Here is a 16,499-nt window from a genome sequence, read left to right as displayed (position 1 = left end):
CTATCTCCGACCAGTATCTGTTGCAGCCTGAAGAAAATCTGATTAATTCTGTAATGTGAGCGATGTAATGAGAATTATTCTGGCTCTAAGTCTAAGGAAAAGTGAGAGCATAGCCCCACTGCTGCCAAGCTTTTAATAAGAGAGCCAGATTTTTCTGCGTCACAAAGCCGCGGTTGAATCGATCAGAGTCCTCATATTGAATCTGCCCGTCGAGATTAACGCATTTGCACCAATCAGTCACTCATGTAACTACTGATTAGTAGCATCAGGCAGATATCTGAACAACGCTGAAAATTAATAGCTGCCCTAAGATGACAATCAGATGTTCAAAAATCAACGCTTCTTAAAGACGTACTCATCTTCCCCCATATCTACAAAACCCCAAGTTTTACAAAAGGCTATATGATTCTCCGAAATCAAACCAGAGAGCATAATCCAGAATCTTGATGTTTTTCGGCTGTCAGGCATACTCTAGTATCTCCTCGGTAAATTCGGTAACACTCAGAGGCCCACTAGAGGGCTGGGCATCCACAACTGATAGTTTATGACTCATACCACTTCTCAAATTGATCAAATTCGAAATATAGGTCTAATCGCCCACATTGATGCCGGTAAAACGACAACCACAGAGCGCATGCTCTACTACTGTGGGCGCACTCGCCAGGTGGGATCAGTCGACAGCGGAACCACCATTACAGACTGGATGGATCAGGAACGCGAGCGCGGCATCACCATTGTGGATGCGGCGGTCACAGCCTATTGGCGCGACCACCAGATCAATCTCATCGACACACCAGGGCATATCGATTTCACCGCAGAGGTACAACGTGCGCTCAGAGTACTCGATGGTGCTGTGGTAGTGTTTGATGCGTCTCAAGGGGTGGAACCGCAAAGCGAAACTGTCTGGAGACAGGCAGACCGTTACCATGTACCCCGACTCTGCTTTATCAATAAAATGGATAGATTGGGTGCTGATCTGCAGAATTCAGTCGCCACAATCCGCAAACAATTGTCAGCAAACCCAGTCATTGTTCAACTACCTCTGGGGGTAGAGAGCGAATTTCAGGGAATTATCGATTTAATTTCCATGCGATGCCTGATTTGGCATGACGAACTCGATAGGCCACCGGTAGATCAAGAGATACCTGACGAGCTTTTGCTAATTGCCCAATCTGCCCGTAGCGTGATGATTGAGGCAATCGCTGAGCAGGATGATGAACTCCTCAATCTCTGGTTGAATGGATCAGATATTATCGAAACTGAGATTAAGGCAGCGCTTCGGCGTACAACATTAAACAATAGTGTGACCCCTGTGCTCTGCGGCAGTGCCTTTAAAAACAAGTGTGTTCAGCCACTTTTGGACGCCATTGTTGAGTACCTTCCCTCCCCTCTCGACGTAGGTGCGGTTGAAGGAAGGCACCCAGAAACAGATGCAGTGATTGAGCGTCAAGCTGATGAATCAGCTCCCTTAAGTGCTCTGATCTTCAAAACAGTAACAGACCCCTATGCCGGCAGACTCTGCTACGTACGCGTCTATTCAGGGGTACTCCAATCCGGTTCAAACATTCTCAACCCTAGAGATAATCAGACTTTACGAGTTGGCCGCCTGGAGAGAATGTACGCTGAGCACCGGGAGGATATAAAGGAAATTCACAGCGGTGATATAGCAGCACTTCTTGGTCTTAAGAAGACGGTAACCGGTGATACACTCTGCGCGAATAAACATCCGATAGTGCTCGAGTCCATTGCTTTTCCTGAGCCTGTTATCAAAATTACAGTCTCTCCTATCACTGCTCAGGACAATGACAAGCTGGCTGATGCATTACATCACCTTGCTGAGGACGATCCGACATTTAAATTTGAAACAGATAAAGAAACTGGCCAAACCCTTCTGGGTGGCATGGGAGAGCTGCATTTGGAAGTTGTTCTAGAACGACTCAAACGTGAACAAGGTGTCAGCGTACGTACCGGAACGCCCAGGGTCGCATATAAAGAGACTGTAACTCAGAAGGTTAGTAGTGCCGAAGGTAAGTTTGTGCGACAAAGCGGAGGACATGGTCAATATGGACATGTAATCATCTCAATTACACCCAACCATGCCTCAGAGGGGGTTGTTTTCGAGAACCAGATAAAGTCCGGCGCTATCCCGTCAATGTTTATCCCATCAATCGAAGCTGGCATAGATGAAGCCTCACGTAGTGGAGTCATCGGCGGATACCCGGTAACCGGCATTAACGTGACGCTGATCGATGGCTCAGTTCACGAAGTCGATTCGAATCCACTATCTTTCAAAATAGCCGCCAGTATGGCGTTACGCCAAGGCCTGGAAAAGGGCAAACCCACACTATTGGAGCCTGTAGTAAGTTGCGAAGTTCTGATACCTGAAGAGCATCTTGGAGATGTGCTTGGTCAATTGTCCAACAGGCGCGCAGTAATAGAAAGTATGTTAGACAGGCCTGGTGGCATTAAAGCCATTCGCAATATTGTGCCACTCTCTGAAATGTTTGGATACACCACAGAACTGCGATCAGCGACACATGGCCGCGGCTCTTTTACTATGGAATTTGATCACTTTGCACCGGTATCTCAAGAGATAATGAAGACCATGGGGAGATAGAAAAGAGTTAAGGTCACCTCTATAGTGGTCAACCTCGAAAAGCCTCTTCAGAATTAAGATAGGCTATCTCATCACTGCTGTTTTCCCGGTTCAGAATCTTGTTACGATGGGGAAACCGACCAAAACGCCTCACAATCTCCCGATGGTGTCTTGCCCATTTAAGATTGTCCTGCATACCAGCCTTTTCAAACATCGCAATCGAATAGTCCTGGTCTTTCAATGATTCACTGTGCATAAATGGCAGATATAGGAATGCACGCTGATGCAATGTCAGGGAGCTATCAAATCCGGAGTCTATTGCATGCTGAGCAACCTCTCTGGATTGCTGTTCGGTAGAGAAGCTCTCTGGTTGGCCTCGAAATATGTTCAAAGGAAACTGGTCCAGGATCAAAACCAATGCCAGGCATCCTTGAGCGTTTGCTAACCATTCGTCAAGCTGATGCGCTTTCGCCTTTTCCCAGTGTCCTAGATAGCGCTCTTCCAAGAGCAGGTCGAAATCAGGTGTCGAACTGAAATGGCGTGCTTTGACATCGTCGGAAAACCAAAAATCGATTATCTCTTCCGGGGTTTCCACCACCATAGTTGCCTCGTTAGGATATAATACTGGGCCGATCTACAACTCTTCTTCATATTTTATAGACCATTACGAAGAATCAGGTGATTATATTTCAGATCGGCATGGTGCGACAGGGCCGAACCCTGCATCACTTGAAATTATTCAGGAACATAGTGAGCATTCGCAGACGTGACTCGATTGTATAAGACGCAGCTTGGTCGGTAGGTATGTAGCTTCATGTTCAGTCGGTAAATTCCAGATCTTCCCAAATCGCCTGTAGACCGGCTTGAGCACAATCCCCATCAATACTGTCTCGCTCTGAAGAGCCTGGAGGAGCACCGGATACACCAATACCACCTACAGTTTCACCTTGAGCCTCGATAACAAGTCCACCACCAACTATTAACCCGGCGACTAAGTATGTTGTCTTCAGCCGAAGTGTGCCTGCCTGCAGCAAGGCATCAAAACGCCGCTGTAGCACTCCTACAGCAAGTTTTGATAACGCAGTCAGCAGGCAGGCACACTTCGGCCTCTCTTTTAAAAATCATATTGTTAGGGGTTTCAAGCCAGCCCTTGCTCGGTGTTGCGGCTCTTGACAAGGGAACAACCATTGCCTGCGAGCCGCGCCTTGATCAAGGGCAGGCTTGAAACCCTGAAGACGACATACTTAGTCGCCGGGTTAATAAGCGAGCCCCAGGATTGTTCTGAACCTGGTTGGGTATACGCCCCTCTTCTAACAAAGCGGCCAGGACTGAAGTCGATTGACGGAAACTGTTATAACAAAAGTCACACAAACTGCCACTGTTTAAAGAAGATGATATAGAACATGCATTGCCCCCTGGGTGGGGCAGCCCCTACCCAGAAGTTTCAAAAGTGCACTAGTGGGCTATTAGGGCCTGTTAACAGGCCCTAAAGACTCCTTAAATTGATCCTGTCATCAACTTAACTGCCTCTTTAGTATCGACAACCATATTGGCAATTAATCCATAGTTGACCAGTGCAGCCTGATAGGCTTCAGCCCCTGGTGCGGCAACTGCGTCTTTTACTACCACCACTTTAAAGCCATTTTCCACCAACTCTCTCAGGTGGGAGTCAGTACATAGATTCGCAGCCAAACCAGCAAGAACCACTGTATCTATACCCTGCATGCGTAGCTGTAGAACCAAGTCATTGCTATCAGGTCCATAGATTTTATGGGGGCTGGTCACAACAGTCTCGCCATCGAGTATGTACTTCTTGTATTGATCCAGGAAATCAGCCCCTGCACCCTTTAAGCCAGTGGCATAAACTGCATCTTTGCGATTGAATACCTTCAGTTCCAGCAGTTGTTTCTGCAAAGCACCAGGATTCTCCCAACTGTGATCATGCTGAAAATAGGCATGCGGGCTTACAAAAACAGGGATACTGAGCTGTTTAGCGGTCAGGAATAACTTCTCAATATTTGGAATTGTTCCCAATGCCTTAATATTCTCTGCGAACAGCCCGTAAGCTATGCCCTTCTCATCAAGAAAGTCATTTTGTGGATCGGTGACAAGCAAAGCTGTTTTTTGCTTAACCAGTTTTAACGGCTCCTCTTCGGCTAAAAGAGGTAGAGAGATTGTCAAAGTCACCATCATGAACAGTGAATAAATCGTTTTCTTCATGGTATTGCACCTAATAAATTAATAAAAAAGTGACTGCTTGAACCCATGGAATCTCCAATGAAGACTGAACCGAACAGGTTGTCGAACAGAATGGGCGATTCAAGGCACAAATCACAAGTACCAGGGCCTTTTATCACTAGTCCAAGCGGCCCATTTTGGCGGTAATCTCAGCCGATCACTTGTTCAGAAGTTCACAAGTGTGGTGCTTCTGAACGATCAGCTGGCCAACGGCAAGATCATGCTAGACAACGAGGTAGAGATGTTCTGTAGCAGATGCTACATAATTGAGATTGAAGGAAGGAATCTAAAGGGAGGTGTGCTGTGGCTGAAAGCGATATGCTTTGTAACCTGGCTAATCGTAAAAAAATGGCAATAACCAACTGAATGCCAGCCACATTATCAGAATCAGAGGTAACCCTACCTTGAGAAAGTCACTGAAAGTATAGTTACCCGCACTCATTACCAATAAATTGGTCTGATAGGCCATAGGTGTGGCATAGCTCATATTTGCACCAAATAGAACCGCCAGCACAAATGGCTCAGGGGATAAATTCAAGCTTTGGGCAATCCCGATTGCCACTGGTGTACCAATCACAGCCGCTGCATTATTTGACACCACATTAGTCAACACTGCCATTAACAGCATTAAACCACTTAGAATAACTGCAGGTGATGCCCCTTCGGTTAAGCTGACAAAACTTGCAGCAAGGAATTCACTTCCTCCAGTCATCAACAATGCGTTCCCCAGGGCAAGACTGGCAACAATAATCAGAACCACCTGCGCGTTCAAAGCTCGACTGATATCGCGCCAGGTCAAACAGCCACATAACAGCATCAGTAGCACCCCAGTAAGTGCACTGACAGCAATGGGTAAAATACCGCTGGCTGCAAACAGGATAATCCCGAACATGATCGCGAGAGAAAATGGTGCTTTTCGGGTGTGGGGCAGATCGGTAGTCGCATCCAGAACCATAACAATTGACTGCTGTTTTAGTTCACTTATCTGCTCACGTTTGCCCTGCACCAGCAGAACATCACCAACACGAAGATTTAGATTCCCTAAGCCATGCGGCATCGATTTAATACGGGCATTCGCGCGATGAACAGCTAATACAACCAGTTGGTAGCTATCTGCGAAACGCATTTCATTTAGTGTACGATTCTGCAGTGGAGAACCTCTGAAAACAATCGCCTCGGCCAATTGTTGATCTTCTGCGCGCAAGGGGTGGTCATCATTGACCTCCTCCCCACCTGAATAGAGAGTTGCACCAAGTATTTGTTCAAACTCTTTCAGACGCGATGACGTATCGTGAACCAACAATCGGTCGCCCGGATTAATCACCGCATCGGGTAGTGGCAGGATATAGGTCGTTTCACTTCTCCGAATACGATCAACCTGCAGATGATTGTGGGTTAAAGCGATGACTTCTGACAAAGTCATTCCAGCAGCAGTGCTCTCCTCTTTAATAACAAGGTGGGCAGTGAAGATTCGAGGTGAACTGTCAGCCAGAACCAGTCCCCTATTGGGCAAGATTCGGGGTGCTACCAACCAAAGGTAGACCAGACCTATACTGTTGGCTATTAACGCTGGAACAATAAAATCGAACATCTCTATCCGATCCAGTCCCATATCGTAAGCGACACCAATGACCAAAAGGTTGGTAGATGTGCCGATAGTAGTACTCATACCCCCGATCAAAGTTGCAAAGCCCATCGGCATGAGTAGAGAAGATGCCTCAGTTTTGGTCTTCAGCGATACGCTGACCAGAATTGGTAATAGCAGCACAACTATCGGCGTATTGTTTATAAATGCACTCAATACACCAGCAATCAGCAGTGTCACGAGAAATGACATACTGGGGCTTATGCTCCATAACCTCGCCAATGTTCGCCCTATCGGCTCCAGTGCTCCAGACCTGACCAGGCCATGGCCTGCCACCATCAAAGCACTCACTGCAATCAACGCTTCATGACCAAATCCGTTAAAAAAATCGACTGAGTCAATAACGCCCGATGGACCTTCAAAAGGAAAAATCTCGAATCCCAGGGTAAGTAGAGAGAGAATTACAAGTGATGAACTCTCGAGAGGTATTTTCTCCCGGCTGAAGAGCAAAAGAGCCAATCCTGTAAGCAGGAGTACAGCAATCATGTGGGGATTGGGCATTCCGTTTTCAATCATATGAATTTCGGTTTCCAGAGTTATTCATTATTGTTTAGATTAGCAGCAACCTGTCAGGATTTTTTCTATCGGTTCAGGTCAATTTGCAACCCCTGCTATCTATCTACCCTTCGATTAACCCAAAGAGACTCATTTCCGATGATATTTCTCATATCATGACACTCTTCGGGCCTTGATCCTTTGAAGCTGTGCAGCCCACTAGGATCCTACCTGGAGCAGTTAGGAATCAGTATAGCTGCTGAGCATGTAGTAAAAAAAATCCCGGCAGGGGTGCCGGGATAATGTGGAGGATCACAATGCACAAAGCGGGGGTTCCGCTTGATACATGAAGTGTAATGCAGTAAACGGGCCAATTTTTATTTTCTTTATATATCATGTAGTTAACAATTTTACTCTCCAGTCTTCAGCTATTCAGCGCACTACTATTGGTCATTGTGTGCAATCTCTGTTGCACTAAAAACATGCACAACTCATATCAAACAAAGGGGATTAAAGGTGATGTGAACAATAGCTGTTCGCAGAGATCGACACGCTTCGAACCTAAAGGAACAGTAGTTCGAAGACCTTCTTCTTTCGGTGTATAGATTTATATTTGATTACTACAATTATTTTCACCTTCAGACTCCACTATTCACTACACTGTCCGGATCTAGAAAACAGTGAATGCTTTGATGCAAAAAAATGTTTTTGTGATGGTGATAATCACTAAAATAAAATCACACTTAGTTGTGAACAAATTTATGGCAAAAAAAACTTTCTTGGCCTTCTGAAGATGAACCCCATCCACTTCAATTATGATCTCCAGCGAATGTTAGAAATCAGGCACCCACCATAAACCCTAGCAAGGTGATTTTTTAGAAATCGGACTAAACTTAAGGAAACTAAATTCATTAGAGGTTTCCATTCCAACTACCAGACTGAGTGGTATGAATCCTCAGATCAATTCATGAGTCGGTTTGTGGTGAGTGGAAGATTTGAATTTACCTTGATCCGATTCTCAATGGCAGACTAATCCGTTCGATTTTCAACCTGATCTAAAGCATTTTTACTCACCACGTTCTCAATCCAGAATAGATAAAAGATCTTAAAAAACTTCAGAAAATAAATAATCGGACGAAACCTTATTCACGATTTAATCTGTTTTTTGACAAAATAACGCTGTATTCAGCAAAAAATATCGAATTTGTATTAATAAATGTTAATGAGGTGTTGTTCTTATGCTCATCTCGAACTATATTATGCACGTCATTTCAATCATATAGGAGTACCAATGGCTCTAAAGAAAACTGTAAAGAAGCGTCGCAGAGCAAAAAGAAAAGTTGTTTCCATGGAAACAATCACTGCAGCTCTGCAAGCCGACATCAATCTATCAGCTGCAAATAAACGTGCACTGGCCAGATTAACTAAAGCTGACAAGGCACTCGAGCGCCAAGACAAGCTGGTCGAAACCAATAACGATCGGGTTGAAAAAGCACGCGCTGCTGCTGGAACTGCAAAAACAGCAGCCAGTAAGGCTAAAGCCAAAGAGCGTCTGAGTGCTGCTCAAGACAAGCTGAAACAGGTCAAAGCTGATCGTACCGCATTAGTCAGTGAACAGCGTAAAGCTGCCCGACTGGCAAAAGGTCTTTACACTGCCATGCAATCTGCACGGGCTAAAATGGTTAAAGACTTTGAAAAGAGTGCTAAAGCTCTGGAAAAAGCCGTTGATACAAAAAAACGTCGGCGTCGTAGAACCAGCAAGAAGAAAGTCGCTGCAGCTGAATAAGCCTCGACTCTATGTTAATTAAAGCCACTGTCTTGGCAGAATGCCGGGACAGTGGTTTTTTTAGCAGGATTCTAGTTCTCAATTGAGACATTCTTATCTTAGTGTCTCTGGCATAAAGCGGAATTTCTCTCACCTCACCACAGAACCTTCTCAAAATCTATTGCCTGGTGAAGATCTTTCGATAGAGAAACTTCTCGATCTCAACAAGAATCAATACACTCGAAGCTACCAAGGTGATTAACAGCCAAACTCCAGGTTCAATGGACGCAGTTCCGAACAGATACTGCAGCTGAGGTAAATAGGTAAACCCCAGTTGAAACACCAGCAATAGACCGATTGCGAAAAGAACATAACGACTACCGACCAGACCACGCCAGTTCAATACAGGCGCAATAATATAGCGCGAGTTGAAGAGATAGAATATTTCAAACATAACCAGGGTGTTCACAGCAATGGTTCTTGATTCAGAGATGCTCATTCCCTGCTCGCCTGCCCAGAGAAAGAGTCCAAAAGTACCTCCGGTGAGAATAGTTGCAACAAAAAATATTCGCCAGATCAGAAAAGGGGTCAATAGTGGCTCCCCTACCTTTCGTGGCTTTCTCTGCATTACCCCAGGTTCGGATGGCTCCATAGCAAGTGCCAATGCCAGTGTCACTGCCGTAATCATATTCACCCATAGAATCTGCACAGGGGTCAGTGGTAATTCACTAAAACCCAATACAATTGCAGCCAGAATAATTAATGCCTCGCCACCGTTGGTCGGTAAAATAAACAGTATTGCCTTCTGCAAATTGTCATAGACCGTCCTCCCCTCTTCCACAGCAGAAATTATCGAGGCGAAATTATCATCGGCCAGTACCATTTCAGATGCTTCCTTTGCAGCTTCAGTACCGCTCTGACCCATTGCTGTACCAACATCAGCACGTTTCAATGCAGGTGAATCATTGATCCCATCTCCCGTCATCGCAACTACTTGTTGCTGCTCCTGCAATAGGGAAACGAGTCGCAGCTTATGTTCAGGGCTCACTCTGGCGAAAACATCGACTTTTATCACATGCTCACTCAGTAGTTGGTCATCCATTTGCTCCAACATCTGCCCCTCTAGCGCTTCACTACAATTCGTCAGTTTAAGTTGTCGAGCGATCGCAAGTGCTGTAGCGCTATGGTCACCGGTAATCATTTTCACTCTAATACCGGCCTGGTGGCACTGTTTTACAGCATCAATTGATTCATTGCGGGGAGGATCGATGAGGCCAAACATTCCCAACAGGATCATACCGTTTTGAACATCTTGATAGTTCAGTTCCAATTTATTGATTGGTGTCGGTTTAATTCCTATAGCCAGAACCCGCTGCCCTCGTCCAGCCATTTCATCGATACGTTTCAGCCACAGCTCCTGATCAATTGCTTCATCACCATTCAAAGTGCGCTGCAGTTTACAGATTTTTATTAGCTCTTCAGGGGCGCCCTTTATGATGATAAAGGCACCACCACTATGGCTATGGTGAAGTGTCGCCATAAATCGATGCTCTGATTCAAAAGGAATCAAATCAGTGCGAGGATGTTGCTTATTGGCGACCTCCTGGACAATGCCTGCTTTTATTCCTGCAACCAATAGCGCACCCTCCATGGGATCCCCATGAACCCGCCATTCAAGATCACTGATTTGTTGCAGTGATGCATCATTACAAAGAACGCCCGCCCTGAAGACCTCTCCAAGCAGCGGTTGATCCTCAACCCGTATCTCTTCACCATTCAGGGTAATACTCCCGTGAGGGTCATATCCTGCACCAGAGACTCTAAAACCATCCTGGCAGGTTGCTATGCTGCGCACAGCCATTTCATTTCGAGTCAATGTTCCGGTTTTATCCGAACAGATCACCATTACCGAACCCAGCGTCTCTACAGCGGGTAGTTTTCGAATAATCGCATTCCGTTGCGCCATTCGCTGCACACCAATGGCCAGTGTAATTGTCATGATCGCTGGCAAACCTTCTGGGATTGCAGCAACAGCAAGACTGACTGAGGCGAGAAACATTTCCGATGCATGGTAACCTTGTAAAAAGATTCCAAAAAGGAAAGTAATAAAAGCAACAATGAGAATAGCGAGGGTAAGCCAACGGCCAAACTGATCCATTTGGCGCAACAGGGGCGTTGTGGTTGCTTTAACCTCGGCAACCAATGATCCAATACGACCAATTTCTGTCTCTACGCCGGTTGCAACTACAACGCCTCTACCCTGACCATGGGTTACCAAGGTACCTGAGTAGGCCATATTGATTCGATCCCCTAAAGGGGCATCCATTTCCAGCTCAGCAGTCTGTTTCTCGACAGCTATCGATTCACCCGTTAGTGCAGACTCCTGGATCTGAAGTCCTTTAACCCAGATCAGTCTGAGATCTGCTGGCACGCGATCACCGGATTGCAAATGAACCACGTCACCCACAACCAGATTTTCAGCATCCAGGGTCAGTTGTGCGCCATCTCTCAAAGTCATCGCATGGGGAGAGAGCATTTGCCGAATAGCATTCAGAGCATTCTCTGCCTTCCCCTCCTGGAGATAACCAATTAAGGCATTGATCAGCACAACACCAAAAATTACGCTGGCATCCAACCAGTGTTGCAGTATTGCGGTTACGCAACCTGCAGCAATCAAGACATAGATAAGCAGATTGTGAAATTGATAGAGAAATCGCAACCAGGAAGGAACAGGATCAGGCTCGGGTAATCGATTTGCCCCATATCGAAGATAACGATCATTGGCCTCTTCCGATGATAGCCCAGACTCGGTGCTATCCAGTCTGGATAGCACCTGACTGAAATCGATCATATACCAATGGTCATCAAAAGCCGGTGATTGACCGGGTTGATTGGAAATCTTGTCGCGTTTGCGCTTTAAGTGTCGTATTCCAGCAACGACCAGAACCACAATTACCAGCAACGCTAAGCTATACCACCAAATATCACTAACCATCTGCGGACTCTCTTGTACTCAAAAGCACAAAAATAATATTAGTAATAATCCGATTCTTTGAAGACCTCTGAATAACTCTAAGCCGGACAGATTCTCGAATAAAAGTGCCTATTCAAGGTGCGGAATTGTGTAAAAAATCCACTATTGCGAAGACCCGCATTGCAGCAGCGACAAAACATGACGGCAAAGTGTCGTCCCATGACTTGGTCAGAAGTCCCTAAAATTGCCTCCTTCTCATCAACAGTAGGATCCAGTGGCAATTAAAGGATTCTCCTAAACATTATAATAAAGATTCCAATATCCACTTTGATTGGAGGCACTATTTAAGTCAGTAATAGTGAAGCAAGAGAACCACACCTGATTGCAGAACTACTGCCAAAACAATATTTTATGGTCATTGTAGTGTCAGATGAGTGAATTATTTTGGACCATGTGATGAGTTAAAAATAACAGTGATAATCGTACAAAGCAGCAGTATATTCAATTATTCTAATTAATAATCAATACCTTAAAAATTGTCGACCAATTAACTTAGTTATTGCGTTTTAGTGAGATTTTGTCTTATTCTGTTGACTTAGATCAATAAAACGACGCCAAGCAGAATCCGGCCGTCACCGACGTGTGGAATGGCAGATGATCCTAACGGATACTCAAAACATGGATTCTGATGAGTCTATTCTCATCTTGACTCCTAATAAAAACCTGACTTGGAATCAATCCAAGTGGCTTTTTCTACTATTGGCCACACCCTGTCTGTTTATTTCTCTCTACTTCTATTCTCTTGGCGCCTGGTTGGTACTTCCATTTGCTGGCCTGGAGATATTGATAATTGGAATCGGCATCTATTGTCAGAGCTGCTGTGCCCACACCCGGCAGACTATCAGAATAGGTAGCAATCAAGTCAGGGTGAGTAGCAATGGCCTGCATGACTCAGAAAAATGTTTCCATAAAGCATGGATGAAAGTTATCCAGAAACACGATCCCCGAGGCTGGTATCCCAGTCGTCTACTAATCGGTTCTCATGGTGAATATATCGAGATAGGGAAGTACTTGGTCGAGGATGAGCGTGAAGTGCTTGCTCATAGTCTAAAAAACAAAATCGAGGGCATTTAACCAGTATGAAGTTTAATAAAAATCATACACGACATGGCAGTGCTCCCGTGTCGGCGTTACAAAACAAAGATAAAGCAGTTTTGCACAACATGAAACTACCTTTGTTAGCAGGTCTCTCCATTGCATTATTGACGCTGTCAAATGTAAGCAAAGCAGAATATGGCCTCAACTTCCCTGAACCTGCTGCCAACGTTGCCCAGGATATCTATAACATCCATATGCTAACGATGCAGATAACAACGGTACTGTTGTTGATTGTTTTCGGATTTGTCTTCTACTCGCTCTACTACCATCGAAAAAGCCGTGGCTATCCAGCAGACCAGAATTTCCACAACTCCTGGTTTGGTAACTGGTCCTGGGTCATCGTCCCGGTGTTGGTGTTGGGCGTCGACCTTACCATTGCTGGCAAAGCGGACGTTGTATTGAAAAAGGTCTGGGATGTACCCAAGGATGAGAACATCCTGGATGTCAAAGTAACTGGACACCAATGGTGGTGGGAATTCGACTATCTGGATCATAATATTAAAGTAGAGAGTCGATATGTACCGCAAGAGAAATCTGGTGATCTCTACCTTAGAGAGGTCGACAATCGACTGGTCTTGCCAACCGGACAAAAAATCCGTTTTCTCCACACCTCTGCTGATGTGCTGCACGCTTTTTGGGTACCTGAACTGGCAGTCAAAAAAGACGCAATTCCTGGCTATGTCACTGAAACCTGGGCTGAACTGAATAGAGAGGGTGTCTTCCGTGGACAATGTGCCGAGTTATGCGGCACCTGGCACTCCCGCATGCCCATTGTGGTGGAATCGGTATCACCTCAACAGTTCGCTGCATGGGTTGATGACCAGAATGCAATCAAAATTGCAGCTGCAGCAGAAGCAAGTGCTGACAAAACCTGGAGTCTCGATGAGCTGTTGACGAAAGGAAAGGCGCTCTACGAAACCAAGTGCGCTGCCTGTCACCAGGTTACAGGTATGGGATTACCACCAGCTTTCCCGGCTTTGAAAGGCTCTGCCCTTGCCACCGGTCCAATTGCGGATCACTTACAGATTGTAATCAAAGGCAAAGAAGGTACTGCCATGCAGCCTTGGGGCTCGCTCAACGATTTAGAAATCGCAGCAATTGTAACCTATGAACGAAATGCTTGGGACAATAACACAGGCGATGTGGTGCAGCCTGCCGATGTTAAGCAGGCAAGATAGAGGAGAGTTAGATAATGACAACTACAACCCTTAACCATGATGAAGCACATCACCATGATAATCCAACAGGTTGGCGCCGCTGGTTGTTCAGCACCAATCACAAAGATATAGGTACGCTATACCTGCTGTTTGCATTGACTATGCTATTTCTTGGTGGCGCCAGTGCGATGTTGATACGTTTAGAGCTTTTTCAGCCAGGAATCCAACTGCTCGACCCTGATCTATATAATAATCTGGTAACCAACCATGCACTGATTATGATTTTCGGTGCTGTTATGCCAGCAGCAGCAGGACTGGCCAACTGGATGATTCCGATGATGGTCGGCGCGCCTGACATGGCACTTCCGAGAATGAACAATCTCAGCTTCTGGATTCTTCCTGCAGCAGCCACCATGCTGATACTTTCATTTGTCGTACCCTTTTTTCCTGGCGGCGGAACACAGATTAATACAGGATGGACCCTCTATCCCCCACTCTCCGTTCAGGTAGGAATGTCGATGGACTTTCTGATCTTCGCCATCCACCTCTTGGGTATCTCTTCTGTACTTGCTTCGATCAACATTATCGTAACCCTGCTTAACATGAGAGCACCTGGCATGACACTGATGAAAATGCCAATGTTCTGCTGGACCTGGTTGGTTACCGCATTTTTATTGATTCTGGTAGTACCTGTACTTGCTGGCGGCGTCACTATGCTGCTGTTCGACAGGCACTTCGGCACCAGCTTTTTTGATGCGGCAGGTGGTGGGGATCCAGTGCTGTTTCAACATCTGTTCTGGTTTTTTGGCCATCCTGAGGTCTACATCCTTTTGTTACCCTCTATTGGGGTGCTCTCACATGTAATCCCAGCTTTCTCTCGCAAACCACTTTTCGGATATAAATCGATGGTGGGTGCAATGTTGACCGTTGCTACAGTCGGCATGGTTGTCTGGGCTCATCATCAATACACCATTGGCATGTCCTTAGGTGCAGTCACCTATTTTATGATAGGAACGATCCTGATCTCGATTCCGGTGGGTCTGATGATTTTCAACTTTATTGCTACCATGTGGCGTGGTGCAATGACCTTTGAAACGCCCATGCTTTTTGCAGTGGCCATAGTGCTGATGTTCACCTTTGGTGGATTGAGTGGTGTGATGCTGGCTGTTGTACCCGCAGACATGCAGTACCACGACAGTATGTTTGTCGTCGCCCATTTTCACTACGTGCTGATGCCTGGTGCAGTGTTTGGTCTTTTTGCCGGCATTTTCTACTGGTTACCCAAATGGACAGGACATATGTATGACGAAAAGCTGGGAAAAATCTTTTTCTGGACAAACGTCATCGGCTTTAACATTACCTTCTTCCCGCAACACTTTCTCGGTTTGGCGGGAATGCCCCGGAGAATCGTTGACTACAACATAATGTTCACCGAGTTCAACGTTGTTTCGAGCATTGGCGCAATGATCTTTGGCCTTAGTCATCTGCTACTGCTCTACATCGTTATAAAAACAATTCGTGGAGGCAAAAAAGCGGAAAGCAGAGCATGGGAAGGCGCTGAAGGACTTGAATGGGAGTTGGATTCACCTCCCGCATTTCATACCTGGACTGTCGCTCCGCAAATCAAGTAAGAACTTATAGGTAGAGTAATGAGCATACCGAGATTTCAAACACCGGAATTGAGAACTAAAAATATTCGCCTGGCATGGATACTGGCCGGATTAGCCCTCTTCTTTTTAGTCACCTCGTTTCCGTTTTGGACAGGACTGTTTCGAATTGTGGGTTCTCAGGCAACACCATGAGTAGCCAGTCACCGGGGCAAAGTAAAAACCGTCGTACCACATTTCTGCTTACTGGCATTGTGGTCTTTATGTTTGGTTTTGGCTTTGCCATGGTGCCACTCTACAATCTTTTCTGTGAAGTGACAGGGACCCAATCACTTTCGCAACGCAGTAAAATAGAACAGGCAAACCCAACATCTGGTGAGGTGGATAGCAATCGCTGGGTTACGGTGAAATTCGATGCCACAGTCAATCCAAATCTGCCCTGGGAATTCGAAGCGGTAACCGGCAGTCTCCGGGTACACCCGGGAGAGATGTACGAGGTCAACTTTATCGCACATAACCGAAGTCGATCTTCGGTTACTGGACAGGCAATCCCCAGCGTGGTGCCTTGGCAAGCCACACCCTATTTCAGCAAGTTGGAGTGCTTCTGTTTTAACAAACAGACCTTAACCGGAAACCAGTTAACTGAAATGCCACTCCGTTTCATGGTTTCAACCGATCTGCCCAAGGATATTCACTCATTAACACTATCCTATAGTTTCATGCGTCTAAAGGTACCGAAAGAGAAACCAAAACAGAGCAACGATCTTCCAAATATCGCAATGCAGGTGAACAAGTGAAGAGTGTGATCTGTTGTGAAACTATGACTTTATATCTATACCGCTACTCAATATCGGGGAGAGAGTT

At 45.7% G+C, this 16,499-nt stretch carries 11 protein-coding genes; 6 read left to right on the top strand and 5 right to left on the bottom strand.

Annotation, left to right across the window (positions count from 1 at the left end; translation table 11 throughout):
• The first annotated feature begins 544 nt into the window (after positions 1 to 544).
• Entirely contained in the window at positions 545 to 2,617 is a 2,073-nt protein-coding gene (gene fusA / locus AC4IFB_RS06735) for an elongation factor G (RefSeq protein WP_490779743.1), read from the top strand.
• A gap of 28 nt (positions 2,618 to 2,645) precedes the next feature.
• On the opposite strand, the gene AC4IFB_RS06730 is transcribed toward fusA, so the two are convergent.
• From AC4IFB_RS06730 to AC4IFB_RS06715, 4 genes are all read right to left on the bottom strand, one after another.
• On the bottom strand, positions 2,646 to 3,197 hold the full coding sequence (locus AC4IFB_RS06730) for a DUF924 family protein (protein WP_490779742.1): 552 nt from the start codon (positions 3,195 to 3,197) through the stop codon (positions 2,646 to 2,648).
• A 217-nt stretch (positions 3,198 to 3,414) separates the two neighbouring features.
• On the bottom strand, positions 3,415 to 3,654 hold the full coding sequence (locus AC4IFB_RS06725; protein ID WP_490777016.1) for a heme-binding protein: 240 nt from the start codon (positions 3,652 to 3,654) through the stop codon (positions 3,415 to 3,417).
• Between the two features lie 439 nt (positions 3,655 to 4,093).
• On the bottom strand, positions 4,094 to 4,816 hold the full coding sequence (locus AC4IFB_RS06720) for an isochorismatase family protein (protein ID WP_490777017.1): 723 nt from the start codon (positions 4,814 to 4,816) through the stop codon (positions 4,094 to 4,096).
• A 352-nt stretch (positions 4,817 to 5,168) separates the two neighbouring features.
• Positions 5,169 to 6,995, bottom strand: a complete 1,827-nt coding sequence (locus AC4IFB_RS06715) for an SLC13 family permease (RefSeq protein ID WP_490777018.1) — start codon at positions 6,993 to 6,995, stop codon at positions 5,169 to 5,171.
• 1,270 nt (positions 6,996 to 8,265) lie between these two features.
• Here AC4IFB_RS06715 and AC4IFB_RS06710 point away from each other — a divergent pair.
• Positions 8,266 to 8,760 (top strand): hypothetical protein, encoded by a 495-nt coding sequence (locus AC4IFB_RS06710; RefSeq protein WP_490777019.1) that lies wholly within the window; start codon positions 8,266 to 8,268, stop codon positions 8,758 to 8,760.
• Positions 8,761 to 8,917: 157 nt separating this feature from the next.
• On the opposite strand, the gene AC4IFB_RS06705 is transcribed toward AC4IFB_RS06710, so the two are convergent.
• Positions 8,918 to 11,590 (bottom strand): cation-transporting P-type ATPase, encoded by a 2,673-nt coding sequence (locus tag AC4IFB_RS06705; RefSeq protein WP_490777042.1) that lies wholly within the window; start codon positions 11,588 to 11,590, stop codon positions 8,918 to 8,920.
• 777 nt (positions 11,591 to 12,367) lie between these two features.
• On the opposite strand from AC4IFB_RS06705, the gene AC4IFB_RS06700 reads away from it, so the two are divergent.
• The 4 genes from AC4IFB_RS06700 (at position 12,368) to AC4IFB_RS06685 (ending at position 16,432) form a co-directional block, all read left to right on the top strand.
• Positions 12,368 to 12,847 (top strand): DUF2244 domain-containing protein, encoded by a 480-nt coding sequence (locus AC4IFB_RS06700; RefSeq protein ID WP_490777020.1) that lies wholly within the window; start codon positions 12,368 to 12,370, stop codon positions 12,845 to 12,847.
• Positions 12,848 to 12,852: 5 nt separating this feature from the next.
• On the top strand, positions 12,853 to 14,049 hold the full coding sequence (gene coxB, locus AC4IFB_RS06695; protein ID WP_490777021.1) for a cytochrome c oxidase subunit II: 1,197 nt from the start codon (positions 12,853 to 12,855) through the stop codon (positions 14,047 to 14,049).
• A 14-nt stretch (positions 14,050 to 14,063) separates the two neighbouring features.
• Positions 14,064 to 15,659 (top strand): cytochrome c oxidase subunit I, encoded by a 1,596-nt coding sequence (gene ctaD / locus AC4IFB_RS06690; protein ID WP_490777022.1) that lies wholly within the window; start codon positions 14,064 to 14,066, stop codon positions 15,657 to 15,659.
• Between the two features lie 167 nt (positions 15,660 to 15,826).
• Positions 15,827 to 16,432: a cytochrome c oxidase assembly protein gene (locus tag AC4IFB_RS06685; RefSeq protein WP_490777023.1), complete on the top strand. Its 606-nt coding sequence runs from the start codon at positions 15,827 to 15,829 to the stop codon at positions 16,430 to 16,432.
• The last annotated feature ends 67 nt before the right edge of the window (positions 16,433 to 16,499 follow it).

This window comes from Candidatus Thiodiazotropha sp. AKIB8, assembly GCF_058244675.1.
The sequence above is the reverse complement of the archived record's forward strand: the minus strand, read 5'-3'. Positions and strand labels throughout refer to the sequence as shown.